Origin of the sequence: Hydrocarboniphaga effusa AP103 (assembly GCF_000271305.1) — a bacterium.
GTDB classification, from domain to species: domain Bacteria; phylum Pseudomonadota; class Gammaproteobacteria; order Nevskiales; family Nevskiaceae; genus Hydrocarboniphaga; species Hydrocarboniphaga effusa.
On sequence record NZ_AKGD01000001.1, the window covers coordinates 1467834 to 1492936 of the forward strand.

Below are 25103 nucleotides of genomic sequence, written 5' to 3' on the forward strand. Positions count from 1 at the left end.
TCACTTCTCCGGCAGGGCGGGCGCCGGCAAGGTCCGCAGCTCGAAGTCCGGCGGCGGCTCTTCGATCGAGAACATGCCGCGACCGCGGCCGGATTCGCCGTTGTCGTTTTCCTTGATCGAGCCGATCTGCGGATGCCCTTCGCGCATGCGATCCATCGCGAGCTGCACCTGCTCGTGCAGCGAGCGCTTGTACGGCACGCGATAGGAACGCGGCGGGCCGTCCGGACCGTCGTCCTTCAGCGTCGTGAGCCAGAGCAGCAGGCTGCCCTTGCTGCCGGAATGTTCGTCGGGCTCCTCGATCGTGGCGGCGTGAAACAGGAAATTCTTCGGCATCGGCTCTTCGGTCGGCCAGCCGGTGGCGTCGCGCCACAGCTGCCAGCAGACGAAGTCGCTCGCGCCGATCAGCACGATCGCCACCAGCTTGAGCAACACCGGCATGCGCGAAACAGCGGCCAGCCAGCAGGCCATCAAGGCCACAGCGGCATAGAGCACGACGAGCAGCACGAGATCGGACGTCATGAAGTCACCAGAGACTTGGGCAAGGTATGCAGGTTGTAGATACGGCCGTCTTCGGCCACCGAGAAGCGCACGGCGGTACGCTCGCTGTCCTGTCCGGCGAGTTCGACGCTGCCGTAGTAGACGACTTCGAGCACCGGGTTCACCTTCACCACGCTGATCTGCACGGGCACCGGCTTTTCGGTCGTCGAGTGATAGCAGTGCACGTTGACCGTGTATTCGCCCGGCACCGTGCCGCGCACGGTCACCACTTCCTGGTTGAGCGGATTGACGACGGACTGGCCGTTGATGGTGATGCGATCGTTGTCGGTGCCGCGATCGTCGCGATCGAGATGCATGAGCCCGGCGTCGGGGTTGCGAAACCACACCACTTCGCCATCGGGCGCCTGCACCCAGGTATCGACATCGTCGGGGTTTCCGTCGGGCCAGGTGGTGGTGATGATGATCTCGGCCTTCGCCGGAATCTCGCCCTTCTTCTTCGCGGGTGGATTCAGCGCGGTCACCGCGATCACGAACATGAAGGTGAAGCCGAGCAGGATGTCGAACAGCAGGTCGGTGAACGGGTCGTGGTCGTGTCGACCGAGGTTGCGACGCCTCATGTGCGCGGAGCCGGCGCGAACAGCAGGGCCTGCGCGATGAAGCGATCGGCCGAGCGATCGAGCAGCAGGTATTGCAGCGACAGCGCCATGTTCACGAGCAGGCCGACCAGTGTGGTGTACAGCGAGACACCCATGCCCGAACCCATTTGCGCGAGCATCTGCGGCAGATCGGCGAACTCGCGTACCGACAGCGAATTGATCGCGCTGAGCATGATCATGAAACCGACCACGGTCGCGAGCAGCGCGAGCTTGAGGATCGCGCCGGCCATGAACCAGCCGAACTCGTGGGTGCCGCGCGCCTGCTCGACGAGCACTTCGTTGAGCGAAGCCTGATCGGCCCCGGGCAGCGACAGTGCGCGCAGATGCAGCCCGGCCCAGGAGTCACGCGCGGCCTCGGCATCACCCGCGCGCAAGGCGGCCAGCGATGCATGCTGAGCCGACAGCTGCCAGGCCCGCCAGCCGCCATGCGCAATGCAGGCCACGTAGAGCAGCAGCAGGATCACGGTAATGCGCGACTGATCGCTGGCGATCACGTGTTGCAGCACGTCGAGCGTCCAGCAGACGTGCACGATGAAGGCGGCGAGCAGACTCAGGCACAGCCAGAGCAGAAAAGTCTGCTGCGGGCTTTCGCGCAGCGAGGCGGGAACATCGTCGTTCATAACGGCCCGGTCAACCGAAACAGGCCTGCGTGATGTGTGCATACCATTCTCGTGCCTGGTGATATTCGGATTCGCGCAAGGCCGCGTCGCCTTGCAGCGGACTCATGCCCGAGTGCTGCGCGCCGAAGCCCGCGTCGGCGGGCGCGTACACCGCGCTGACCGAGATCGCGTAGTTCGGAGCGAGCACGCTGTAGCAGGTGTTGATGAGCCGGGGCTCCGGCAGCGCATCGCCGCGCAGGCGCGCCGCGATCGTCAACGCGCAGAGCTGCGCCTGGCTGTGCGCAGCGAAGGCCGACTTCGGTACCGGCGCGATCGCGGCCGCGTCGCCGATCACGTAGACACCGGCATGACGCTTCGACTCGAGCCCTTGCGCATGCACCGGACACCAGAGCGTTTCATCGGCCAGATCGGCCTTGGCTGCGATATCGCCCGCGCGCTGTGGCGGAATCACGCAGGACAGATCGGCGTTCACGCGCTCGCCGTTCCCGGTGCGCAGCCAGTGCCCTTGCGGATCGGTGGCGACCACCGTGCCTCCGCTGCTGCGCGAATGCCATTGCACCATGCCCGGATACAGCAGATCCCAGCCGTATTCGAAGAGCGGCTTCTTGGTGAAATCGTCCTTGGCGTCGAGGATCAGAATCTTGCTGCGCTTGTGCCCACGCTGCTGCAAAGCCCAGGCGATCAGGCTCGCTCGTTCGTAAGGCCCCGGCGGGCAGCGATAGGGATTCGGCGGCGAGGCGATGGCGACGACGGCTCCGTCTTCGAGCGCAGCCACGCGCTTGGCGAGCTGCGTGAGCTGGGCATCGCCGAGCCAGGCATGCGGCTGCGCTTGCTGGCTGCGTTGATCGAGCCCTTCGATCGCATCCCAGCGCATCGCGACGCCCGGTGCGACGACGATGAAATCGGCCTGCAGCTTGTGGCCTTGCGCGGTGCGCACGCGCTTGGCCACCGGATCGATCTCGATGACCTCGGCTTCGAGATAGCGGATGCCTTGCTTGCCGAGCGAGCGGCTGCTGCGCTCGACGTAGCGCGCCGCTTCGAGGCCGGCGACGACGGTGTTGCAGAGCGGCCCGGTATAGAACGAGCGACGGCGTTCGATCAGCGTGATCTGCGCCTGCGGCTCCAGCTCGTGCAGACGACGCGCGAACGCCGCGCCCGCGAAGCCTCCGCCGATGACGACGACACGCGCGGTGCTCGCGGCGTGCGACCGGCTCGTGCGCAGCAGCAGTCCGGCACCCGCCCCGGCGAGCAGATCGCGGCGCGAGATCATGGCGCTTCGTCCTGCATCGCCGACTCGGCTTCGGCGCGGCCGAAATAGACCGACAGCGATGCGATGTCCGATTCACTGAGCGCCGGCGCGAGCCTGGGCATGATCACACCCGCACGCTTGCCGCTCGCATAGTCGCGCAGGGCCTCGCCGATCTCCGCCGAAGACAGGGCGGAAAGAGACGGGATCGAGGCAGTCTGTGTCAGTGGTGACACATGACAACTCGTGCACGAAAGTGCGAGCGGCGTCGGTGGCCCAGCCGCAGCAGCGGGCAGCACCGGCACCGCGCTGGCCGCCGCGCAGGCGATTGCCGTCGAAAGCGATCGGACTCGCAAGACATCTCCTCGTGTTTAGCGGCCTCTCTCGATCGGGGAGGCTCGTCAGGTGCGCGCCCCCTTAGCAGGAGCTGTGCCACGGGCAGACGATACTCGAACCCGCACCCATGGCCGCAACCGGCCCTTCGGGTGCGGAGGGGAAACAGCGGCGGCCTGCACGTGCCTCGGCTACCCCTCTCTACAATTTGATCGCCCGCAACCTCAGCGCATTGCCGATCACCGAAACCGAACTCAGGCTCATTGCCAACGCGGCGAGCATCGGCGACATCTGCCAGCCGAACGGCGCGTACAGCAGTCCGGCCGCGACCGGCACGCCGAGCCCGTTGTAGAGCAGCGCGAAACCCAGGTTCTGGCGCATGTTGCGCACGGTCGCGCGCGACAGCGCGATCGCCCGCTCGATGCCGAGCAGGTCGCCGCGCACGAGCGTGAGCTGCGCGCTCTGCATGGCGACGTCGGTGCCGGTGCCCATGGCGATGCCGACGTTCGCGGTCGCGAGCGCCGGCGCGTCGTTGATGCCGTCGCCGGCCATCGCGACGACGCGTCCCTGCTGCTGCAGGCGCGCGACGAGCGCGGCCTTGTCCTGCGGCCTGGCGTTGCCGTGAACTTCGGTGATGCCCAGCGCCTGCGCGACCGAACGCGCGGTGGCTTCGGCGTCTCCGCTGGCGAGCACGATGCGCAGGTCCAGCGCGCGCAGCTTTTCGAGCGCCTGCGGCGTCGATGGCTTGATCGCATCGGCCACGGTGATGAGACCGCTGAGCAGGCCGTCGACGGCAACGAAGACGCGGCTCAGCGAGGCATCCTGCGTGGCGAGCGCCGCTTGCGTCGCATCGAGAGAGATACCGGCCTCCTCGCACATCGCCGCGTTGCCGACGACGACCATCGAAGGCCCGACGTGACCGCGTGCACCGGCACCCGCGACAGCTTCGAAATCCGGCACCGGCTTGAGCCACAGATTGCGCCGCTCGGCTTCGGTGACGAGCGCCCTGGCGACCGGATGCTCGCTGCTGCGATCGAGGCTCGCGGCGAGTTGCAACAGCTCGTCGTCGCTGCGCGCATCGAACACCTGCACTTCGCGAACCTGCGGCGCGCCTTCGGTCAGCGTGCCGGTCTTGTCGATCACCAACGTATCGACGCGGCGCAGGTTCTCGATCGCCTCCGCATCGCGAAACAGCACGCCGAGGCTCGCGGCGCGCCCCGAGGCGACCATGATCGACATCGGCGTCGCCAGGCCCAGCGCGCACGGACAGGCCACGATCAGCACGGCCACCGCGTTGACGAGCCCTTGCGGCCAGGCACCGGCGAGCAAACCCCAGCCGAGCAGGCTCAGCAGAGACACCAGCAGCACCGCGAGCACGAACCAATGGCTCACGACGTCGGCGAGCCTCTGCATCGGCGAACGCGAGCGCTGCGCCTGCGCGACCATCTGCACGATCTGCGCGAGCAGCGTGTCGTTGCCGACCCGCTCGGCAAGCACCACGAGCCCGCCGCTGCCGTTGATCGTCGCCGCGGTGACGCGATCGCCAGGCTTTTTCGAAACCGGCATCGACTCGCCGGTGAGCATCGATTCGTCGACATGGCTGCTGCCTTCGAGCAGCCTGCCATCCACCGGCAGCTTCTCGCCCGGACGTACGCGCAGACGATCGCCGACGCGCACGGCTTCGAGCTCGACTTCATGCTCTCGTCCGTCGGTCTCGATGCGCAGCGCGGTTTTCGGCGCGAGCCGCATGAGCGTACGAATCGCCTCCGAGGTTCGTGCGCGCGCCTTGAGTTCGAGCAACTGGCCGAGCAAGGTCAGCGAGACGATCACGGCTGCCGCTTCGAAGTACACGGCGACACCGCCGTGCATGCCGCCCGCCATCGCCAGCGGCAACCACTGCGGAGCGAGCACGGCCAGCAGCAGCGCGATAGCGCTGTACACGTAGGCCGCGCTCACACCGATGCCGATCAGCGTGAACATGTTCGGATTGCGGTTCGCGATCGATTGCACGCAGCGCTGCAGAAACGGCCAGCCGGCCCACAGCACGACCGGCGTCGCCAGCGCCAGTTCGATCCACGGTCCGACCGCGGCCGGCACGCCGAGCCGATGGCCGAACATCGCGAGCACGAACACGATCGCGCTCGCCGGCAGGCTCCACCAGAAACGATGCGTGAAATCGACGAGCTCGGGACTGTGGCCCTCGTCAGGGGACGGCATCTCGGGTTCGAGCGCCATGCCGCACTTGGGACAGCTGCCCGGATGGTCCTGGCGCACTTCCGGGTGCATCGGGCAGATGTAGATCGTGCCGGGCGGCGCGGCCGGCGCGGGTTCGCCAGCGGCGGCGCCGAGGTAACGCGGCGGATCCTGCGAGAAGCGCTTGCGGCAGCCTTCGCTACAGAACCAGTAGCGCTGGCCCGCGTGATCGTGGAAGGGCGCCGTCGCCGGATCGGCGCTCATGCCGCAGACCGGATCGGTCGCCTTCGCCGGCGCCGCCATCGCGGCCGCATGCCCGGCGTGCGAGTGCGGCTTGTGCCCACCATTTCCGCAGCAATCGCTCATGCGCCCACTCCGCTGCGATCGGCCGACCGCTCGCCGCTGAGCGCCTGCACGATCGGACATTCGGCGAGCGCGCCGTGTCCCGGACAGGCCTCCACGAGCTGATGCAGGGCCGCGCGAACGCGGTCGAGCTCGCGCAGCTTGTCCTCGACCACCGCGAGCTTCTGCTGCGCCGCGACGCGCATGCGGCCCATGTCCTGGGCGCCCTGTGCGGACAGATCGAGCAACTCGGTGATTTCGGCGAGCGTGAACCCGAGCTCCTTGGCGCGGCGGATGAAGCGCAGCCGGCTCACGGTGTCGCGCGTGTAGATGCGGTATCCGGATTCGCGCCGTTGGGGCGGCGGAATGAGCCCGGCCTTCTCGTAGTAGCGAATCGTGTCGATCGGCAACTCGGCCGCCTTGGCGACCTCACCGATGCTCAGAGCGGACATGGCGTCCTCCCAATGAAAAGCGAGGCGCCCACTCTAAACCCTGGAGTGGAATCCAGGGTCAAGAATGGGCGCCTCGCCGCCCGTGATCGAAACCCGAAGCGCGACGTAGCCCGAGCCGACGGGCTACGCCGCATTCACAAAGGCAACTACAGCCGTCCCGCGAAGATCACGCCGTACCAGCGCGGCGTGGTATCGAGGATGCCGTTCTGCCAGTTGTAAGCCTTGCCTTCGGCGTCGGCGATGTTGCGGCCGAGCAGCGTCACCGAGAAGCCCTGATCGCGACGTCCGAAGCCGAGGCCCGCGTCAAACACCGTGTAGTCGCTGATCCAGCTGTACCTGGAGAGCGAAATGTCGCTGTTGTAGCGGCTCGTATAGTTGGCGTTGGCGTTGGCGAAAACTTCGTACTTGCTCCAGAGCGGATAGCGGAAATCCACGCCGAGGTTGCCGGTGTACTTGGCGGCGCCCGGCAGGATGCGACCCGAAAAGTCCTGATAGTCGCTATAACCCGGCGCATTCCGGTCCGGATTGGTTTCAGGATTCAGCGGCGCCGTTTCGAACTTCTTGTACTTGGCGATGTTGTAAGCCGCAGACAGCGTAATGGTCGTGAACGGAATGCCGTTGTAGGAACCATCGATCTCCAGTCCGTGAATCTGAATACGCGGCACGTTTGCAGCAGCGTCCAGGAACGCCAGCTGACCATCGTTGTTGAGCGTGGTCGTGAAGTCGTCTACCAGGCGGGTGGTCTGCTGATAGTTCTTCAGTCGGGACAGGAAAATGTCGGCGTTGAACAACAAGCTGTTGTCGAAGAGACTCGTCTTGGTACCGAGTTCGAAGTGGTTGCCGGATTCACCGTCGACCAGGATCGAGTTGCCGCCGATCACCTGCGAGATGCCGGGCTTCTCGCCGTGCTGGAACGAGAAGTAGCCGGTGACCTGATCATTGAACTTGTAGCTCGGGCTGACCACGTAGGTGTACTGCGTCTTCTTGTAGACCTCGGCCTGCAGCATGTTGAAGATCTGGCCGAGCTGGGCCTGACGCAGCGTCTGCGCGTGCAGCAGCTGCTGCTTCTGCGCATTGGTGAGCGCGGCGAAGTTGGCCGCCCCGAAGTATTTCTGAGCCGCCGCATCGGCGGCCGCATTGGCTCTGACGAGACGTTCGCCGCTGCGCGTGTCGGTGGTCAGGCCGTATGACTGCCCCGCCACGGCCACCGCTCCAGGCGTCGTCTCATTCACGACACGGCCATCGCGAACCCAAACCGTCTCATTGGTTGCATTGCGGTACAGATCGAAGCCTCCGAGCGGAACACCGAAACTCGAAATGGATCGATTCAGCAATCCGCCGTAGCCATTGTCGTCTATCAGCTGGAACGTCTTGTTCTTGCGATCTTCCCAGCTCACGCGCAGGCCGGTCGTCAGCTTGAGTTGCTCGGTGATGTCGAACTTGACGTTGCCGAACACTGCCGTACTGTCGTTGTCGATGTACGCCGTGCTGATTCTTCTGAGCCCGGTCAGCGACTGCTGAAGCAGGTAACGGCCTTCACCGTCCACGTCCAGTTCTCTGTACTGCGTTGCATTGGCGAACCATGCGCCGGCGTCGTCACCCCAACCCGTCTTGGAATCGACCTCGTAAGTGTGATGCGCGTAGAAAGCACCCGTAGTCAGCTCCGCGACATCGGCCAGGCGCGTATTGAGCCGCAGCTCCTGCGTGAACTGCTGAAAGCGCACGCCGCCGCCGCCCTGCGTGGAGATGTCGAACGGCGTGCCTTCGTCGTTGCGTGCTTCGAAGTCCAGATCGCGCCAGCCGGTGATCGAGGTCAGCAGCGAGTCGTCGCCGAAAGTGTAGTTCTGCGTAAGACCCGCACCGCGCGTTCCGGTGATCAACGGCAGCTGGTTGTCGTTGTTCTGGGTTCCGCTGTTGTAGTTCAGATAGTTGTCTTCGTAGTTGTAGCTTTCCAGCTGCCCGAACCATCTGCGCTCCAGGCGCGTCTTGGGATCGTTGTTCATATTGACGGGCTTGCCGTCGGAGTACGTGGCCGGCGTCTGATGGAAGAAGTTCAGGCCGTTGTCGTTCTGAAACGTCTTCGGCTGCAGATCGACCGACACATGCACGCTGTAGTTGTTCGTCGGCTTGAACAGAAACTGCGTCTTGCCGGAGATTTTCAGGCGGTCGGTATAGGTCTGATTGCCGTTCCAGTACTCGTTCTTGTAGTAGCCGAGCAACTTGTTGACGTAGAACGTGCCGCGCCATGCGAGCTTGTCCTCCACGATCGGACCGCCGATGGCCGCCGTTCCGAACAGCGTGTCGCGCTGACCTAGACGCAGCGACCACTCGGTGGTCGGATCGAAGGTCGGCCGCTTGGTGTTGAGCGTCAGGTTGCCGAAGCTCGCATAACCACCACCCGTGGTTCCCTGTGGTCCACGCGCCACTTCGACGTTGTCGATGTCGACCCAGTCCCAGGCCGACAAACCCGGATACAGATACGGAATGCCGTCGACAGTGATGCCGACCGTCGGGTCCTGCGCTTCGGTCGATCCACGACGGCCGATGCCGCGCACGACCAGGCCCTGGCTGCGGGCATTGCTGGAATTGTTGCGCGAGATGTTTGCGGCGCGACGCGTGATGTCGCGCAGCGAATCGGCGCCAAGCGCACGCAGGTCGTCGCCGCTGATGACGGAAATCGAAGCCGGAACGTCCTGCTTGGCCGCGAGCGCGACTCGGCTGCTCACGTAGATCGTCTCGATCTCGCCCGCGGCCGCTGCATCTTCCGCGCTGGTGGGCAGTGCACTCGATGCCGACGTGGCGGCTTGCGCCTCGACCTCGATTTGCGCCGTTTCGGTGATGACGTAGTTCTCCGCCGTGGCAGGTGCTTCCGCCGCGAACCTTGCTTCTACGGGCTGAGCCGCTTTCTGCGTCGCGGTCACATCGGTAGACGTTGTCGAAGCCGCTGCATCCGCCGCATTCGTTGCGGACCAAGGTGCCGCCGTCATCAACAGAATGCCCGTGCTCAGCAGCGTTCTGACTGGCAGCGGATGCGATGCGGATGGAGGTGAAGATGAAAGCACGCGCGAAACAAACATGTTGAAGCCACTCCCTCATAGAAGCGCGCCGATGCACGCAATGGAGTGGCTCCTAGGCAGAGAGCGTACCAGTCATCATCGAATCGTCTTTGTATGCACGAAACGATGATTCGAATGCAGTTAAGTGATTATTGGAAAAGCTTTGATCAGAACGCTCCACTCATATTCCAGCGAAAAGACGCTGCCGTGGCCTGGTATTTCATGGTCGCGCTGCTGTACAGCGACCATTCATTCCGAATGCCCTGCTGCTTTCGACGCAAGGTCATTAGTGAACATCGAGTCGATGGACCTGGACAAAAGCACGGATGGCATTTGATTTCTATCGATACAACCAGTCGTTACTAAACGGTGGTGGTGCTGCCTTCCAATTCGATTGCGGTTGCAACGATGAGGCTTATCGATAGAACTCCATGAGCATGCAACAGCTTTTGCAGCAATCGTCTGCGTTTGGAACAACGCCGAATGCTTCAATCAGAACAGCATTGCTGCGATTATTGATGAAAGACCAGCAGAAAAAGCGCTGTTTGAGGGCGAAAGCCGCTCGTGGACCATCGATTCAATTCCAATAAAGTATTTCGAGTGAATGGCTTACATCGGAAAAATCCGATAACGAAAGCCATCGGGCTCGCGCTTTTTCGCTTGGTACGCTCTTCGCCTCGTGCGGCACTCCATTGCGCTACGGCGCTTATCAAAAAGAAGGGAGTGTCATCAGATGTCGAGGACGTTTTCGCTGCGACCTGCGCTGAGCCAGGCCGATGCAGCTTGGATGGTCGGTGGTGGCTTGCTGTTGGCTGCGTGGAACGTGCAGTCGGCCGATGCCGTCGAAGCAGCGCAACCCGCCAGCGGCGCAGCCGTCGAGACGGCTCAACTCGAGACCGATCGAATCGAGACCGCGCAGCTGGGCGTCAATCCGCTGCCGGCCGAAGCGGCTGCGGTGGCCGAAGTCGTCATCACGGCCAGGCGCCGCGAAGAACGCCTGCAGGACGTTCCGCTATCGATCAGCGCGCTGAGCGGCGAGTTCGTGCAGGAGCAGAACCTCGTGCGCATCCAGGAGTTCGCGGCGCGCATTCCGAACTTCAATCCCGACACCAGCAATCCGCGCACGTCCTCGCTGTCGATCCGCGGCGTCGGCGGGCTCGGCAGCGGCAGCGACGGCTCCGAATCGGGTGTCGGCCAGATCGTCGACAACGTGTTCTATACGCATGTCGGCTTCGGATGGGCTCCGCTCTACGATCTCGAGAGCATCGAGGTCGCGCGCGGGCCACAAGGCACGCTGCTCGGCAAGAACACCACGGTCGGCGCGGTGATCCTGCGCACCAAGGCGCCGAGCTTCACGGCTGAGAATGGCGTCGACATCTCGCCGCGCAACTACAAGGGTCTGCAGACTTCGGCCTACAGCACCGGCGCGCTCGTCGAGGATCGCGTGGCTTATCGCTTGAGCTACTACAGCGACAAGGACGAAGGCTTGGTGCCGAACCCGAGCTATCCGATCGTCCAGGACGATCAGCGCGACGAGAAGCGCCTGCTCGATACCAACCGCTGGGCCGCGCGCGGGCAGTTGCTGTTCAAGTTCGCCGATGGCGATGCGACCAGCCGCGTGATCTACGACCACATCAGCTCCGACGAATTCAACAACTACAGTGGCATCGTCGCCCCGATTCTCACGCAATACTCCGACGGTGCCGCGTTCCCGCTCTACGAAACGCGCATCCGCAATCTCTACGGCATCGAGCAGATCGATTACGACCCGTGGACGGGCGATGCCACCAACCCGTCGAAGCTGCCGTCGAGCACGGACGGACTCTCGAACGAACTCAACTGGAACATCGGCGAATACACGTTCACCTCGGTGACCGCCTGGCGCAAGTTCGAGCTGTATCCGCGCAACACGCAGGGCTACAACGGCATCTACTCGGTCAGCACCGGTTACGACGTGGAAGCCGAGCAGTACTCGCAGGAATTCCGCCTGGCTTCCGCGGTTTCCGACATCTTCGACTGGCAGGTCGGCAGCTTCTTCCTGAAGGACGACCGCGACAGCAACTATCGCTTTCTCTACGGCAGGGATGCCGCCACCTTCCTGCTCAACGACAAGACGGCGAACCCGGCCATTCTCAACAACGTCGAGCACGACTCGTTCGGCAAGGCGCATACGCGCAGCTACGCCGCGTTCGGCCAGGGCACCTGGCACGTGCTCAGCAACGTCGACCTGACCGCGGGCCTGCGCCTCACGCACGAGAAGCGCTCGGGCTCCAACGACGGTTACTCGTTCGGTGGCGCGCAGGATTTGCCGGCGGCCGATCAGACCCGGCGCGACAACTACCTGTTCACCGCACGCTCGGGCGATTTCTCGGTCGACGGCTCGAAGAAGGACACCTCGGTGTCCTGGCTGGTCAATCCATCGTGGAAGATCAATCCCGATCTGCTCGTCTACGGCTCGGTGGCACAGGGCTCCAAGTCGGGCGCCATCAACACCGACGCGCGTCCGATCTACGCGGGCGGCGCCGGCAGCGCCATCATCGAAACGCAGGCCGTGGTCATCGATCCCGAGAAGGCGACCGACTACGAGCTCGGCTTCAAGAAGAGCTGGCCGGAACTGCGCACGACGCTCAACGTGAACCTGTACCAGAACGACATCAAGGATTATCAAGGCGTGCTCGTGGGCGTGTTCACCGATCCGGCGACGGGCTCGCTGCTGCCGCGCCAGTACCTCGGCAACATCGATCACGTGCGCCTGCGCGGTGTCGAGATCGAAGGCAGCTGGTCGCCGACGCGCCGTCTGAACGTCTGGGCCAACGCGGCGATCACCGAGGCCAAGTACGTCGATTTCGCCAACGCACCGCCGACGCAGGGCGCGCGCGTGCAGAACGCATCGGGCACCTGGGTCAACACCACCGAGACCGATCTGTCCGGCACCGACATTCCGAACGTGCCCGAGTGGACCGCCAACCTCGGCTTCGACTACGACCAGCCGATCGGCAACTTCCAGGGCTCGCCGATCGATCTGTTCGTCTACGTCAACGAGGCCGTCAAGGGCGACACGCGCTATTCCACCGAAGCCGATCTGAACTATCGCGGCCAGGATACCTACGCGCTGACCAACGCCGGCATCGGCATCCGTCGCCCGGACCGCAGCTTCGCGCTGACGCTGTGGGGCAAGAACGTGTTCGACGAGCGCTACTACGATCGCGTCAACCTCAACAACGCCACCGCACCGGCCACCGTCCGCCTCGGCCAGCCGCTGACGTTCGGCGTGACGCTGAGCTTGCGACTGAGCTGATCGCAAGGGCTGCAAACAGAAAAGCCACGGCGATCTGCCGTGGCTTTTCTGTTGAGCATTCCAGGCTCGACGAGTCTGGAATGCCGGGGATGAAACTAAATCAGGCCAGATGCTGCTTGAAGAATGCGACCGTACGGCTCCAGGCGAGCTTCGCGGCCGCCTCGTCGTAACGCGGGGTGGTGTCGTTGTTGAAGCCGTGCTGCACGCCTGGATAGACGTAGGCCTGATAGTTCACCTGGTTGGCCTTGAGCGCTGCCTCGTACTTCGGCCAGCCGGCGTTGATGCGCTCATCGTTCTCGGCGTACTGCAGCAGCAGCGGCGCCTTGATCTTCGACACCTCTTCATCGGCCGGCTGCTGGCCGTAGAACGGAACCGCGGCGGCCAGGTCCGGAATGCGCGTCGCGAGGAAGTTCGACACACCGCCGCCGTAGCAGAAGCCCACGGCGCCGACTTTGCCGTTGCCTTCCGGAAGCTTCTTGAGGATGTCGGCCGCGGCGACGAAATCCGCGCGGGTCTTGGTCTGGTCGAGTTTCTGGAACAGCTCGCGCGCCTTGTCCTCGTCGCCCGGATAGCCGCCGAGCGGGAACAGCGCATCGGGCGCGAACGCGATGAAGCCATCGAGCGCGAGGCGGCGCGCGATGTCTTCGATATGCGGATTGAGCCCGCGATTCTCGTGGACCACGAGCACCGTCGGCAGCTTGCCCTTGGCCTTGGCGGGCTGCACGAGATAGCCGCGCAGCTTGCCGTAGCCCTCGGGCGACGGATATTCCACGTAGCGCGCGCTCAGGCGCGCATCGTCGGGCTTCACCTGCTCGGCGGCGGCGAAAGTCGGGTTCAGCGCGAGCAGCAAGCCCTCGGCCGTCACACCGGCTGCGATCGCGAACCTGCCTGCGCCTTGCAGAAAGCCGCGGCGCGACAGCTGGCCATGCACATAGCGGTCGAACAGCTTGAGCACTTCGGGATCGAAATCGTTCGCGGTCTTGCGAGTCATGTCGGAATTCTCGATGGAGTTGGGGAAGCGACCGCAGCGCTTACTTGGCGCGTCCGGAAAAGCCGGCGCTCTGGGTGGCGATCTTGTAGACCGCGCCACGGCCGACCACGTAAAGCAGCTTCTTGTCCTGGCCCGCGAACGCCAGGTTCTGCGGCTTCTTCGGCAGCGCGATGACGCCGAGCGCCTTGCCCTTGGCGTCGAACACTTCGATGCCCGCGTTCGAGGCGACGTACAGCCGTCCCTTCGCATCGACGGCGAGGCCGTCGGCGCCACTCGATTGCGCGCCGGTGTCGGTCGGCGTGAGGCCGGCCTTGAGCTTGGCGAAGTTGCGCGGCTTGCCGACGCTGCCGTTGGCGGCGACGTCGTAGGCGATCACGTATTCGCCGGCGGTGTTGGCGATGTAGAGCGTCTTTTCGTCGGTCGAAAGTTGAATGCCGTTCGGGCGCGCGATGTCGGTCGCGATGCGCTGCACCTTGCCGCCCGTATCGATGTGATAGACCGCCGGCGCCGGCGCGGCTTCACCCGGCTTGGGCTGCGCGCCCGGATCGGTGAAGAAGATGCCGGCCTTGCTGCCGACCACGAGATCGTTGGGCTGATTGAAAGGCTTGCCCTCGAAGCTGTCGGCCAGCAGCTTGCGATGCTCGGCGGGATAGATGACGCCCACCTGTGGCTTGCCGCGCTGCACCGAAACGATGTCGCCGTGCGCATCGACTCCGAGTCCATTGGAACCGTTGCTGTCTTCGACGAACGCCGACACGCTGCCGTCGGCCGCGATGCGCGTGATGCGATTGGCCGGTGTCTCGGTAAAAACCAGGCTGCCGTCGGGCAAGCCTAGCGGCCCTTCGGTGCCGTTGAAGCCGTCCTGGATGAGTTCGATCTTCGTGCCCGCAGCGACCACGCCTTCGATCGCCGGCGTCACCAGATCCTCAGCCTTGGCATGCCCGGCCCAGATCAGCGTGGCGAGCACGCTCACTCGCAGGGCCAGCGTGGAAGACGGATTCAAAACGTCGGCAAGGCGCATCGAGGACATGTTGTCGGCTCCGTATCAATCAGTGCGAATCAGTGTGAATCAGTGCGAACCGGCAAAATGGCAACGAGCGTGCCAGTGAACCGGGCATGCACCGCACGATCCTCGCAGTCGATCGAAAGCCCTTTTCGCAACGGGAGTTTTCATTGCTGCCACGACATGCGAAGACTGTGGTTCATGCTTCGAAAAGCCCGCACATCGCTTGCGCTCGTGTTGGTCTAGCAGCAAGACGCGCTTTATCGCTGCTGAAAACCGCACACGCTCGATACGCGACATCGGCATCGACACGCACAATCCTCGCTGTGCATTGGGATTTTTGGCATCGCTCCGCATGGCACGCTCTCTGCTCTCTGCCGAAAGCCACGCGCAGTGGCGCTCCCAGAAACCCAAAAGGTATCCAAATGAACAGTTCTGCCTGGAAAGCAGCCGGATGCGGTGTCGCGCTCGCCATCGTGGCGGGTTCGGCTTTCGCTGCTCCCAAACCCGAAGACGAAATTCGCTATCGCCAATCGGTCTTCAACGTCATCGGTCGCAACTTCGGCGGCGTGCTCGGCGCGATCGCCAAGGGCGAGCGCCCCTACGATCAGGCCGAGGCCGTCAAGGCGGCCAAGCTGGTTGCCGATCTGTCGACGCTGCCGTTCGCATCGTTCGGCCCGGGCACCGATGCCGGGGCCTCGCACAAGTCCTCGCCGAAAATCTGGGAAGACCCGGCCAAGTTCCAATCGCTCGCCGACAAGTTCCAGCTCGAAGCCGCCAAGCTGCCGGCCGCAGCGGCGGATCTGGCGACGCTCAAGGCGCAGGTCGCCGAGACCGGCAAGACCTGCAAGGGCTGCCACGACGAATATCGCCTGAAGTAACTCAGTCCCGACGACGGGCGCTGCTCGATCCTGGTTCTTGCTGCATCCGGTCGTCGCGTCGCTGTCGACGTTTGCAACATCACCGGCGGTCTCGCGCGTATTGCACACGCGAGACCGCCGGTCCCCTTACCCGGTGCATCGCACCGGCACTCTCCCCCCCCTGAAAAACAGTCGCAAAAGCACAATCGCAGCGAACGCTCTTGTCGCTCAGCTGGCGTACTTCACCGAACAACCATAGGGCTTGGTGTTCGCGTGTTCGATCTTCGCTCCAGTCGCGATCGCGGCGAGCGCATCCTTGACGTAGTTGTCGGCCTTGGCGATATCGCCCTGGTCGGCCGAGGCGATACTGTCGATCGCGCCCTTGTAGGCGAGCTGGCCTTTGGCGTCGATGATGAAGAAATGCGGCGTGGTCTGTGCGCCGTAGAGCTTGCCGATCTTGCCTTCTGGATCGAGCAGCGTCGCCGTCGGCTTGGCGCCGCGATAGTCGTTGAGCTTGATCGCGGTGGGGCCGTCGACGTTGCCCTGCTGCCCGGGCGCGGACGAGATCACCTGCAGCCACACCACGCCCTTGGCGGTCTCGGCTTCCTGCAGGTTCGGGATGTTGCCGCTCTCGTAATGCTTTTTCACGAACGGGCAATCGGCATTGGTCCATTCGAGCACCACGGTCTTGCCGCGCAGCGAATCGAGACTCAGCGTCTTGCCGTCCGCGGTCTTCGCGGTGAAGGCAGGCGCCGGCTGACTGATCGTCGGCAAGGCCGCGAACGCGGAAACCGGAATCAGCGCGGCGAAAGCCAGGCCAAGCGCAGCGCGGCGGGTGAAGGAAACCAGCGACATGATTCTTCTCCGTTGGTGAAATCGATCGACAAATCGAGACAGCTCGATGCTACAGCCTAGCTCCGATGCCCGGTATAAAAAGCCCGCGCAGACAACGAGACGGGCTTGGGGAAACCGCGTCTCGGTAGTACGGGGTCTGCGCGGGGAATGCCGGAATCATCAGCGCTTGAATCGATGGAAGGAGGCGATCGAGCTCCGCTTCCTACTTCGTCACTGCAGCGGTGGCGGGCGCCTTGGGCTCGATGCGCGTGAGCTTGCCGCCCTCTTCCTCGTAGTTCTGCACGCCGATTGCGCCGACCACGTTGTAGCCCTTGGACGACAGCAGATCACCGATCTTGAGCGCGCGCCCCGCGTGGTTCGACACCGTCACGATCTTGCGATCCTTCGGTATGAAGGCGAGGTTCTTCTCGACGTCGTCGTTCTGGATGCTCAGGTAAACCGGAAAGCCGCCGATGCGCGTGAGTTCGTCGGGACGGCGCACGTCGATGATCGTAAGCTCGCCGGGCTTGGCGAGCAGCGCATCGATCTGCTTGCGATCCAGCTTGACGGTCTTGTATGCCGGCGTCGCAGCCGCTGCCGTCGTCGCCGTTTTCTGCTGGGCTTTCGCATAGCCGCCGGCGGCGACCAGCACCGCTGCTGCAACGACCCAAGCCTTGTTGATCTTCGCCACGGTGATTCCTCGGTAGTGATTCGTGTGGATGTTGGTGCTTCTCAGGTTGGCGCCTATCCGCAGTGATCGTGCCAGTGATCGCCGCATTCGCGATCCCGTCTTTCAGTGCATCGCAAGCCCATGATTCGACGACAGACCAAGCACACGAATCGGCCGCTCGCGGCCTTGTTCTTGGCCTCTTCGCAGGTTCACGAATTGTTGATTTGCGTGGATCGCAACAGCGCGCGTCGCGCGACTGTTGCCGATGCAGCATCGATACAGCGGCACGTTGCCACCCGATGTCACAAAAGCCTTTGAGGACAAGGCTCTGAGACGGATGGTGCGGTGCTTGCCACGAATCGCGCTCCACGCTTCTTCTGCCGAGACCACCATGCTCAACCCGCTACGCCTGCTGTCATCCGCCCTCGTCGTTGCGCTCGCGCTCACGCCTGCGCTTTCGATCTCCGCCGCCAGCCTCGATTCCGCTTCGGTCGAGTTCAAGACGGCCCAGCAGATTCAGTGGGTACGCAATGCCGAAGGCACCAGCGAGCGCGCGATTCTGTTCGGCGATCCGAGCAAGCCCGGCCCTTACGTCATGCGTATCAAGTGGCTGCCGGGCAATTTCAGCCGGCCGCATTTCCACAACGGCGATCGCTTCTTCACCGTGATTTCGGGAACCTGGTGGGTCGGCACCGGCGATCACTACGATCCGAACGACACCGTGCCGCTTCCGGCCGGCAGCTACGTTCTGCACAAGGGCGGACAGTTGCATTACGACGGCGCCAAGAACGAGGAGACCATCATTCAGGTCACCGGCTACGGTCCGCTCGAAACCACGCAGGCCAAAGCACATTGATGCTGCTGCTTGCACTGCGTGGTTCTCAGCAATCTGCTTGCGCAGCTGGTTTGAAAGCCGCAAGAACACAACATAAAAGAAGTTTTATAAAACCGCCGCATGAAATGAGCCGATAAAAAAGCCTTTTGCTTATCAACGTCTGCTGCTGCTTGCAGCGATCGTAGGCTGTTTTGTTCGAAGCCCGCGAACGACTGGTACGGACTCTGCCTTATCGCCCACTCCTTTCCCGCAGTGGCATGCGACAACATCGAGGACGTAATGATTCCGGCTTTTGATTCAGAGGCTGCACCGCAGCAGGTGCGCTCACTTTTCGCACTGTCGTCGTTCCTTATCGCGATGTTCGGCATGCTCGCGGGCAGCAGTCTGCTCGCGACGCATGCGCGCGCAGCCGACGTGGCTTCCGACGCCAACGAGGCTGCAGTCGAGTCCGCCGACGAGGCCGGCGTCGACAAGCTGGAGGTTGCCGCCGTGGAAGAAGTGTCCGCCGCCATCGTCGCGGATGCGGACATCGCCACGGTGGTCGTGAACACGCGCAACCGGCTCGAGAAGCTGCAGGACGTTCCGGTTTCGGTCTCGGTGGTCGAAGGCACTGAACTCACTCGCCTGATCGCCACCGACATGAGCACGATCACGCAGCGCGCTGCGAACATTTCGTGGAACCAGGGCAACTCGCGCACGAGCAGCCTGTCGATTCGCGGCATCGGCAAGCAGGCGCAGACCGATGCGCAGGATCCGAGCGTCGGCATCATCGTCGACGGCCTCGCCTACGCCTACAACCCGCTGTCGAGCTTCGACTTCACCGACATCGAAGCGGTGGAAGTCACGCGTGGCCCGCAAGGCACGCTGCTCGGCAAGAACGCGACGCTCGGCGTGCTGAACATTCGCACGCGCAGGCCGTCGTTCACGCCGGACGCCTACTACTCGATCGCACTCGGTCAGAACGACCGCGTGATCGGTATCGCGGCGGGCGGCGGACCGATCGTCGCCGACAAGCTGGCCTGGCGCGGCGCGTTCTCGGTCGACAAGGGCGATGGCGATTACTCCAACGCCTACAACGAGGATTTCAGCTACAAGAACAAGGACAACGTCTCGGGCCGCGTGCAGTTCCTCTACACGCCGACGGACAATTTCGATGCGCTGCTCAAGCTCGAACTGCAGCCGCGCCATGCCGAGTTCTACAACGGCTGGGTGTTCTACAAGCCGACGCCGGCCACGTACTCGGACGGCACACCGACCAACCTCAATACCGATGCCTCGACTCGACTGGCGCGGCGCTGGTTCCGGCAGGACACGCAGTACAGCTACGAGCGCGATTACCTCAACAGCAAGCATGTGAATCTCGATGCCCAGCAGCCGCTCGTGACCTCGAGCCGCGGCGCGACCGCGACGCTGAACTGGCGTTTCGGTGAGCACACGCTGACCTCGGTCTCGGGTTACAAGGACTTCTACTTCCAGGCCCGCAACGACGAAGGCACGCCGTTCGATGCGAGCAAGAACGGTGGCGGCCACGTCGAATATGACCAGATCAGCCAGGAGCTGCGCTTGAGTTCACCGGTCGGAGGCGCTTTCGACTATCAGGCCGGCGTCTACTTCCTCAAGACCTCCAACGATTACGATTCGGGAAGTGGTTACGGCTCCGATGCGGGTGCATGGTTCGCGACACCCACGCAGTACGATCTGCTCGACAAGAACAGCAATGGCCGCTACCTGATGGAGAACTCTCTCAACGGCCTCAACCAGAAGCCGCTGCAGAAGATTCGCAACGAGACGGCTGCGGTGTTCGGCCAGACCAATTGGCACATCAGCGAGCCGCTCACGCTGACCACAGGCCTGCGCTTCACCCAGGAGAACCGTCGCAACCGTGTCAGCAAGCTCGTTTACAGCAATGGCTATGGCTCGGAACTCAACCCCGTACAGGTCAACGGCGTACAGCTCGGCGGCTTTGCAACCAACTCGAACGGAAGACTGACCGATAACGCCAACTCCGCCGAACAGCTTGCGCTGGCTGACGCCACCGCCAACAAGTATTTCGGCGTCGCCAGCTATAACGATCTCAGCGACGAGCAGTTCAGGCAGATCGCCGCCGCCAAAGCGATTCGCCAGTCGCAGATCGGGGTGCTTTGGAACGAAGTCGAAGGCGAGACGTTCAAGGAAGTGCAACCCACCTACATCATCAGCCCGAGCTACAAGATCAACGAGCAGGTGACGACGTATCTCTCGTATCAGTACGGTGAGAAGGCCGGCATCGCGCAGGTCACCAACGGCTATTCGAACCTCGCCAAGCCTGAAAAGAACAGCTCCTACGAAATCGGCATCAAGACCGCGTTGCTCGACAACACGCTGACCTTCAATGCCGACGTGTTCCTGGCCGACATCGACGACTACCAGCAGGCCGTCTTCGTTCTGGACGAATACACCAGCAACCTCAACCCCAACAATCCGCCGACGTACATCTCAGCCACCGGCAATGCGGACAAAGTCAGGACCAAGGGCGTGGAGATCGATGCGTTCTACAGCGGTATCCAGAACACCACGATCCGCTTCTCGGGCGCTTACAACGATGCGTACTACAGGAAGTTCACGAACCTGGGCCAGCCTCCCGAAGTCAACCTGAACCCGGTCGCCCCGCCCGGTCAGCCCGCTCTGCCTGCACTTCCGCGCTATCGCGACGTCAGCGGCCAGAACCTGCCGGGTGCCGCCAAGTGGACCGGCAACGTCGGCATCGACTATCGCCTGCCGATCCTGAACGACAAGGAGCTGCACCTGAGCGGCAACTATGCGTACACGAGCCGCTACAACTCGGACATCACGCTGTCGAGCTACGGCTGGACCAAGGCCTACGGCATCGCCGATGCGGCGATCGGCGTCGGCACGCGTGACGGGCGCTTCGAAGCGAGCCTCATCGCCAAGAACGTGTTCGACGAGGATCAGTCGCAGGTCATCACCTGGAACAGCTGGATTCCGGTTCCGGAGCGCTGGCTCGGCGTGGTCTTCACCGGCAGGCTCTGAGCATCAGTTCAAAAGAAAACCCCGGCGCGATGCTCTCGCGCCGGGGTTTTCTTTTTGTGCCTTGCGGCTGTTTCTTACAGCTGTGGTTCCGCTTCAGTAGAGCTCGCCCGAAGAACCCTGCGGCGCATGCAGAACGATCCAGGCCAGCAGCGCCGACAGCGCCAGTACGATCACGAGTGCGAGCCACCAGCGCGAGGAGCGGATTTCATCGCTGGCTGCGATCTGCGCCGCCGGCTTGCGACCGGTGATCATCGCGCGAACCAGGTTGTCCTTCTTGAGCACCACGTGCACGAGCACGGCGATCACGTGCAGCGCCACCGCGGCGGCGATCCAGTAGAACAGCTGCCGATGCCAGGACGTCAGCTTGAGCGCCAGCGCATCGCTGACGTAGCCGTAGAGCGGACCGACGTTGAAGATCTCGTCATTGGTGAACAGCCCGAACACCGACTGCACGAGCAAGGACGCGAGCAGCGCGATCACCATCAGCGCGCCGAGCGGATTGTGCCCGGGCGTGTGCTGCTCGCGATTGCGCAGCGTCGCGCGCGTGTAGCGCCAGGTGCTCACGGGCCCGCGCACGAAGTTCCAGAAGCGCGCATGCCGCGTGCCGACGAGCCCCCAGACGATGCGAAACGCAACGAGCACGATGACCGCGTAGCCGCACCACAGATGCACCGTGAAATACTCGATGCCGGCGCGATTGCTCACATAGGCGCCGATGAAGGCGAGCGCGAGGCTCCAGTGGAACACGCGCACCGGCAGGTCCCAGACTTTGCGTGTCGCCTGCTGCGAGCGTGCGGTTTCTTCGATGGTTTGACCGATGCGGTCGTCGATGCTCATTGCGTTTTCTCCACGTGCAGCCCAATCAACTCATGTCATTCGGAAGCCTTGTACGAGTCGTGGCAGGCCTTGCAGGTCTTGTTGAGCGCGACGTACTGCGTCTTCACGCCGGCTTCGTCGCCCGCTTGGGCGAGCTTGGCGAGTTCGTTGGCGGCCTTGGCGAAATCCGCATCGAGTTCGGAAAAGCGCTTGCTCTCACTGAACACTTCGGCTTTGGCACTCGTCTCGTGCCAGCCACGGGTTTTCTCGGTGCCCGCGGCGAACAGCTTCGGCAGGCCGGAGTTGGCGACCGCGGCGAGCGTAGATGCGGCCTGCGCGACCTCGGCCTTGTCGTAGCTGCCGGTGACGGAGGCCTTGATGCGCGCCGAGTTCCAGGCCACCACCTGATACGCGGACTGCCGCCATTTGACGAGATTCTCGGGCCGTGGCCCCTGCTGCGCATAGGCGATGGAAACACTCAGCGCGGACAGCGCGAGCACGGGGACGACGATTCGACTGATGGCTTTCTTCATGATGGCTTCAACGATGATGCAAAGGCGCGATCACTTCGCGCGCGTGGAAAGTCCCGGCGTCAGCACGGCAAAGCGATAGAGCTTTCCGCCGCCGACGACGTAGAGCGTTTTCTTGTCCGGACCGGCGAACGCGAGGTTCTGGGTCTGCCCGGGAATCGGAATCACGCCGAGCGCCTTGCCGGCGGCGTCGAACACCTCGATGCCCGCGCTCGATGCGACATACAGGCGCCCCAGCGAATCGACGGCGAGGCCGTCTGCACCGCTGCTGCCGTTGCCGTTCTCCGGCTTGTTCCAGCCCTGCAGCCTGGCGAAGTTGCGGCGGTTCGAAACCGAGCCGTCATCGGCGACGTCGTAGGCGATCACGAACTCGCCGTGTGTATCCGCCACATACAGCACGCGCTCTTCGGGGCTCAGCTGGATACCGTTGGGCCAGGTGATGTCGGTGGCGATGCGGCGCAGCTCGCCGGCCGGCGTGCGGTAGTACACGGCCGTGGGCGACGCCGGCTCGTCGGCCTTGCGGAACGGGCCCGGGTCGGTGAAGTAGACACCGCCCTTGCGATCGATGACCAGATCGTTCGGCCGGCGCAGCGGCGTCGCCTCGAAGCCATCGACCCAGACCTTGGCCTTGTCTTTCGGATACACCACGCCGACGCTCGCCTTGGCCGTCTGCACCGACACGAGTTCGCCGCCGGGCGCGTACGCCAGGCCGTTCGAGCCGTTGCTGTTCTCGAGGAAGCTGCCGATCTTGTCGTCGAGCCCGACGTGCACGATGCGGTTCGCACGCGTCTCGGTGAACAGCAGGCTGCCGTCGGGCTGCGCGATCGGCCCTTCGGAGCCGTTGAGGCCGTCCTTGATCAGCCGGATCTTGATGCCGCCGGCCACCACGCCCGCGATCGTCGGCGTCACCGGATCGGGGTCGGCGGCGCTCGAAGCCGCGTGCGACATCGCGAGCACGGCGACTGCCAATGCCAGCGCACGCGGCCGGCTCGAAACCACTGTGGACATCCAGCACCTCTTGACGTGAATGACAGGAACGAAAACCCGACCGGTCAGCGCAGACCGGCCAGATAAACCGACAGCGCCTCGATCTCGGCATCGCTGAGCGCTTTGGCCGTGAGGCTCATCGCCGTGCTGCCGACGCGTTTGCCGCTGCGCCAATCGAGCAGCTGCGCGCGCAGGTAAGCCGCGTGCTGGCCACCGATCGCCGGGTTGGCATCGCTGCCCGCGATCAGGCCCTGGCCCTTGTCGCCATGGCAGCTCGTACACGGGGCGATCTGGCGCGGCGCGTCGCCACGCGCGAACAAGCGCTCGCCGATGGGCGAAACCGCCGAAACAGGCGCGGTTCTGTCCTGCAATGCGAAGTAGGCCGCGACATCGGCGAGGTCTTCGCTCGAAAGAATGTTGCTGGCCGCGTCGCCGGGATGCGGACGCTCGCCGAATTGAAACTTGCGGAACTGCTTGAGCAGATAGCTCGAATACTGCGCCGCGAGCGCGGGCGCCGGGCCCGCACTGTTGCCGTCGGCTCCGTGGCAAGCCTGGCAGGCCTGCGACTTCGACTGGCCTGCCACCGGATCACCATCGCCGACGCGCTCGGCGAGCTCCTGATCGCTGATCGCGGCTCTGGCGAATCCGCTCACCAGCAGCGCAAACAGCAAGACCCACCACTGCGCGCCAGTCGATGAAATGAGCGATGAGCGAATCCGCATCGAGCCTGATCCTGCTATCTCAGCGCTTGGCTGCGATTTCGCGCACGGCCTGCAAGGCCTGCTCGACGTTCGCCGCAGGCGCCAGCCCGCCCAGCGTGCTGGCGACCTTGCCGTCCGGCGTCACGATGAAGGTGGTGCGCTCGGCGAAGCCGTGGTCGATCTCCACGCCGCGCGAATCCTTCTTGCCCGCGCTCGCCTCGCGGACCGCGAGATCGAAGGACTTGGAGATCTTGCCGTCCTTGTCCGATGCCACCGGGAACTTGCCCGCGCAGTAGTCCGGGTCGGCGGAGAAATCGTTGAGTCGCTCGATGCTGTCGAGCGAGACGCCGATGATGGTGGCGCCCGCGGCGGCGAACTCGTCGCTCTTCTCGGCAAACGTATGCGCCTGGATATTGCAGCCGCCCGTGTACGCGGACGGATAGAAGTACACCACCACCGGGCCTTTCTTGAGCGAATCCTTCAGCGAGAACGTGAAGGCCTTGCCGGCCAGCGAAGCCTGGGTCTTGAAATCGGGCGCGGTATCGCCCTGCTTGAGCGCGGCGGCGGCCGGCAGCGAGATGCAGGCGGCGAGCAATGCGAGAGGGGCGATGCGAGAGGCGAAACGGATCATGGGATGACTCACGGTTGTGGATGGGACGAAGGCGCAGTGACGCTGCGGTCAGATGCAGCGGTCAGCGGCTCAAGGACTTTTTATAGACCTCGTGGCAGGCTTTGCAATTCTTCGCCGTGGCGCGCGCCGATTCAGCTGCTTTCTCGAAGTCCTGACGGTTCAGCGAGGCGAGTACGGATTCGAGCAGCGCATGACCTTCGGCGTTCCACTGCACCGCATCGGGCGTGTCGGTCCGTGCCTTGAAGTAATCGCCCGTCCACTGATAACCCTCGAGCAGCACCTGCACGTCCGAGATCGCGGCCTCGGTGTTGCGCGCCCCGATCACGGGTTCGAGGTCCTTGAAGGCATCGTCCATCGCCTGCATGACGTCCTTGTCGAAACCTTCCAGCTCCACCGCCAGCGCGGGACTTACACTCGAGACGATGAGCGACAGCCAGACACTCCACTTCCAAACACTGCGCATTTGCGTAATAGAACCTAAGTGAATCCACTGAATCGACGGACGCATCCCTCTCCCGTGG

Annotated in this window: 23 protein-coding genes; 4 read left to right on the forward strand and 19 right to left on the reverse strand. The window is 63.6% G+C overall.

Annotated features, from left to right (window positions below; translation table 11 throughout):
- The 8 genes from WQQ_RS22860 to WQQ_RS06495 all read right to left on the reverse strand — a co-directional run bounded on the left by WQQ_RS22860 (position 1) and on the right by WQQ_RS06495 (position 9261).
- The gene (locus WQQ_RS22860) at positions 1–519 is read right to left on the reverse strand and encodes a hypothetical protein (RefSeq protein ID WP_007184298.1); all 519 of its coding nucleotides are present in this window, start codon (positions 517–519) and stop codon (positions 1–3) included.
- Positions 516–1115 carry a hypothetical protein gene (locus WQQ_RS06465; protein ID WP_007184299.1) on the reverse strand — a complete coding sequence of 200 codons (600 nt, stop codon included), beginning with the start codon at positions 1113–1115 and terminating at the stop codon, positions 516–518. Before WQQ_RS06465 ends, WQQ_RS22860 begins: the two co-directional genes overlap by 4 nt.
- The gene (locus tag WQQ_RS06470; protein ID WP_007184300.1) at positions 1112–1774 is read right to left on the reverse strand and encodes a MotA/TolQ/ExbB proton channel family protein; all 663 of its coding nucleotides are present in this window, start codon (positions 1772–1774) and stop codon (positions 1112–1114) included. Before WQQ_RS06470 ends, WQQ_RS06465 begins: the two co-directional genes overlap by 4 nt.
- A 10-nt stretch (positions 1775–1784) precedes the next feature.
- Complete coding sequence (locus tag WQQ_RS06475) at positions 1785–3044, reverse strand: NAD(P)/FAD-dependent oxidoreductase (RefSeq protein WP_007184301.1); 1260 nt, start codon at positions 3042–3044, stop codon at positions 1785–1787.
- The gene (locus WQQ_RS06480) at positions 3041–3256 is read right to left on the reverse strand and encodes a c-type cytochrome (RefSeq protein ID WP_007184302.1); all 216 of its coding nucleotides are present in this window, start codon (positions 3254–3256) and stop codon (positions 3041–3043) included. The genes WQQ_RS06475 and WQQ_RS06480 overlap by 4 nt, the downstream gene beginning before the upstream one ends.
- 298 nt (positions 3257–3554) lie before the next feature.
- Positions 3555–5912: a heavy metal translocating P-type ATPase gene (locus tag WQQ_RS06485; RefSeq protein ID WP_007184304.1), complete on the reverse strand. Its 2358-nt coding sequence runs from the start codon at positions 5910–5912 to the stop codon at positions 3555–3557.
- Positions 5909–6340, reverse strand: a complete 432-nt coding sequence (locus tag WQQ_RS06490; RefSeq protein WP_007184305.1) for a heavy metal-responsive transcriptional regulator — start codon at positions 6338–6340, stop codon at positions 5909–5911. The genes WQQ_RS06485 and WQQ_RS06490 overlap by 4 nt, the downstream gene beginning before the upstream one ends.
- Positions 6341–6486: 146 nt before the next feature.
- Positions 6487–9261 carry a TonB-dependent receptor gene (locus WQQ_RS06495; RefSeq protein ID WP_050997584.1) on the reverse strand — a complete coding sequence of 925 codons (2775 nt, stop codon included), beginning with the start codon at positions 9259–9261 and terminating at the stop codon, positions 6487–6489.
- 868 nt (positions 9262–10129) lie between these two features.
- Between WQQ_RS06495 and WQQ_RS06500 the strand changes: the two genes are divergently transcribed.
- Positions 10130–12694 carry a TonB-dependent receptor gene (locus WQQ_RS06500; protein WP_007184308.1) on the forward strand — a complete coding sequence of 855 codons (2565 nt, stop codon included), beginning with the start codon at positions 10130–10132 and terminating at the stop codon, positions 12692–12694.
- A gap of 100 nt (positions 12695–12794) precedes the next feature.
- Here WQQ_RS06500 and WQQ_RS06505 read toward each other — a convergent pair whose 3' ends face one another.
- Both WQQ_RS06505 and WQQ_RS06510 read right to left on the reverse strand, forming a co-directional pair.
- Entirely contained in the window at positions 12795–13685 is an 891-nt protein-coding gene (locus WQQ_RS06505) for a dienelactone hydrolase family protein (RefSeq protein WP_007184309.1), read from the reverse strand.
- A gap of 40 nt (positions 13686–13725) precedes the next feature.
- A complete protein-coding gene (locus tag WQQ_RS06510) occupies positions 13726–14715 on the reverse strand; it encodes an SMP-30/gluconolactonase/LRE family protein (RefSeq protein WP_007184310.1) in 990 nt (329 codons plus the stop codon).
- A 398-nt stretch (positions 14716–15113) separates the two neighbouring features.
- Between WQQ_RS06510 and WQQ_RS06515 the strand changes: the two genes are divergently transcribed.
- Positions 15114–15569: a c-type cytochrome gene (locus WQQ_RS06515; RefSeq protein WP_007184311.1), complete on the forward strand. Its 456-nt coding sequence runs from the start codon at positions 15114–15116 to the stop codon at positions 15567–15569.
- 207 nt (positions 15570–15776) lie between these two features.
- Here the strand turns inward: WQQ_RS06515 and WQQ_RS06520 are convergent, their stop codons facing one another.
- The 3 genes from WQQ_RS06520 to WQQ_RS24250 form a co-directional block, all read right to left on the reverse strand.
- A complete protein-coding gene (locus WQQ_RS06520; RefSeq protein WP_007184312.1) occupies positions 15777–16403 on the reverse strand; it encodes a redoxin family protein in 627 nt (208 codons plus the stop codon).
- Between the two features lie 202 nt (positions 16404–16605).
- A complete protein-coding gene (locus WQQ_RS06525; RefSeq protein ID WP_007184313.1) occupies positions 16606–17073 on the reverse strand; it encodes a rhodanese-like domain-containing protein in 468 nt (155 codons plus the stop codon).
- Between the two features lie 102 nt (positions 17074–17175).
- Entirely contained in the window at positions 17176–17451 is a 276-nt protein-coding gene (locus tag WQQ_RS24250) for a hypothetical protein (protein ID WP_157534527.1), read from the reverse strand.
- On the opposite strand from WQQ_RS24250, the gene WQQ_RS06530 reads away from it, so the two are divergent.
- Together WQQ_RS06530 and WQQ_RS06535 are read left to right on the forward strand one after the other, a co-directional pair.
- Complete coding sequence (locus tag WQQ_RS06530) at positions 17444–17908, forward strand: cupin domain-containing protein (RefSeq protein ID WP_007184315.1); 465 nt, start codon at positions 17444–17446, stop codon at positions 17906–17908. The two genes, WQQ_RS24250 and WQQ_RS06530, sit on opposite strands and share 8 nt — an antisense overlap.
- Before the next feature lie 258 nt (positions 17909–18166).
- Entirely contained in the window at positions 18167–20917 is a 2751-nt protein-coding gene (locus tag WQQ_RS06535; protein WP_007184316.1) for a TonB-dependent receptor, read from the forward strand.
- 93 nt (positions 20918–21010) lie between these two features.
- Here the strand turns inward: WQQ_RS06535 and WQQ_RS06540 are convergent, their stop codons facing one another.
- The 6 genes from WQQ_RS06540 to WQQ_RS06565 form a co-directional block, all read right to left on the reverse strand.
- The gene (locus WQQ_RS06540; RefSeq protein ID WP_007184317.1) at positions 21011–21754 is read right to left on the reverse strand and encodes a cytochrome b/b6 domain-containing protein; all 744 of its coding nucleotides are present in this window, start codon (positions 21752–21754) and stop codon (positions 21011–21013) included.
- Positions 21755–21789: 35 nt separating this feature from the next.
- Positions 21790–22266, reverse strand: a complete 477-nt coding sequence (locus WQQ_RS06545; protein ID WP_007184318.1) for a c-type cytochrome — start codon at positions 22264–22266, stop codon at positions 21790–21792.
- A 30-nt stretch (positions 22267–22296) separates the two neighbouring features.
- Entirely contained in the window at positions 22297–23271 is a 975-nt protein-coding gene (locus tag WQQ_RS06550) for an SMP-30/gluconolactonase/LRE family protein (RefSeq protein WP_040453128.1), read from the reverse strand.
- Positions 23272–23315: 44 nt separating this feature from the next.
- Positions 23316–23972, reverse strand: a complete 657-nt coding sequence (locus WQQ_RS06555) for a c-type cytochrome (RefSeq protein ID WP_007184320.1) — start codon at positions 23970–23972, stop codon at positions 23316–23318.
- 19 nt (positions 23973–23991) lie between these two features.
- Positions 23992–24582: a peroxiredoxin gene (locus tag WQQ_RS06560; RefSeq protein WP_007184321.1), complete on the reverse strand. Its 591-nt coding sequence runs from the start codon at positions 24580–24582 to the stop codon at positions 23992–23994.
- 61 nt (positions 24583–24643) lie between these two features.
- Positions 24644–25090 (reverse strand): C2 domain-containing protein, encoded by a 447-nt coding sequence (locus WQQ_RS06565; RefSeq protein ID WP_157534528.1) that lies wholly within the window; start codon positions 25088–25090, stop codon positions 24644–24646.
- Positions 25091–25103 lie beyond the last annotated feature (13 nt).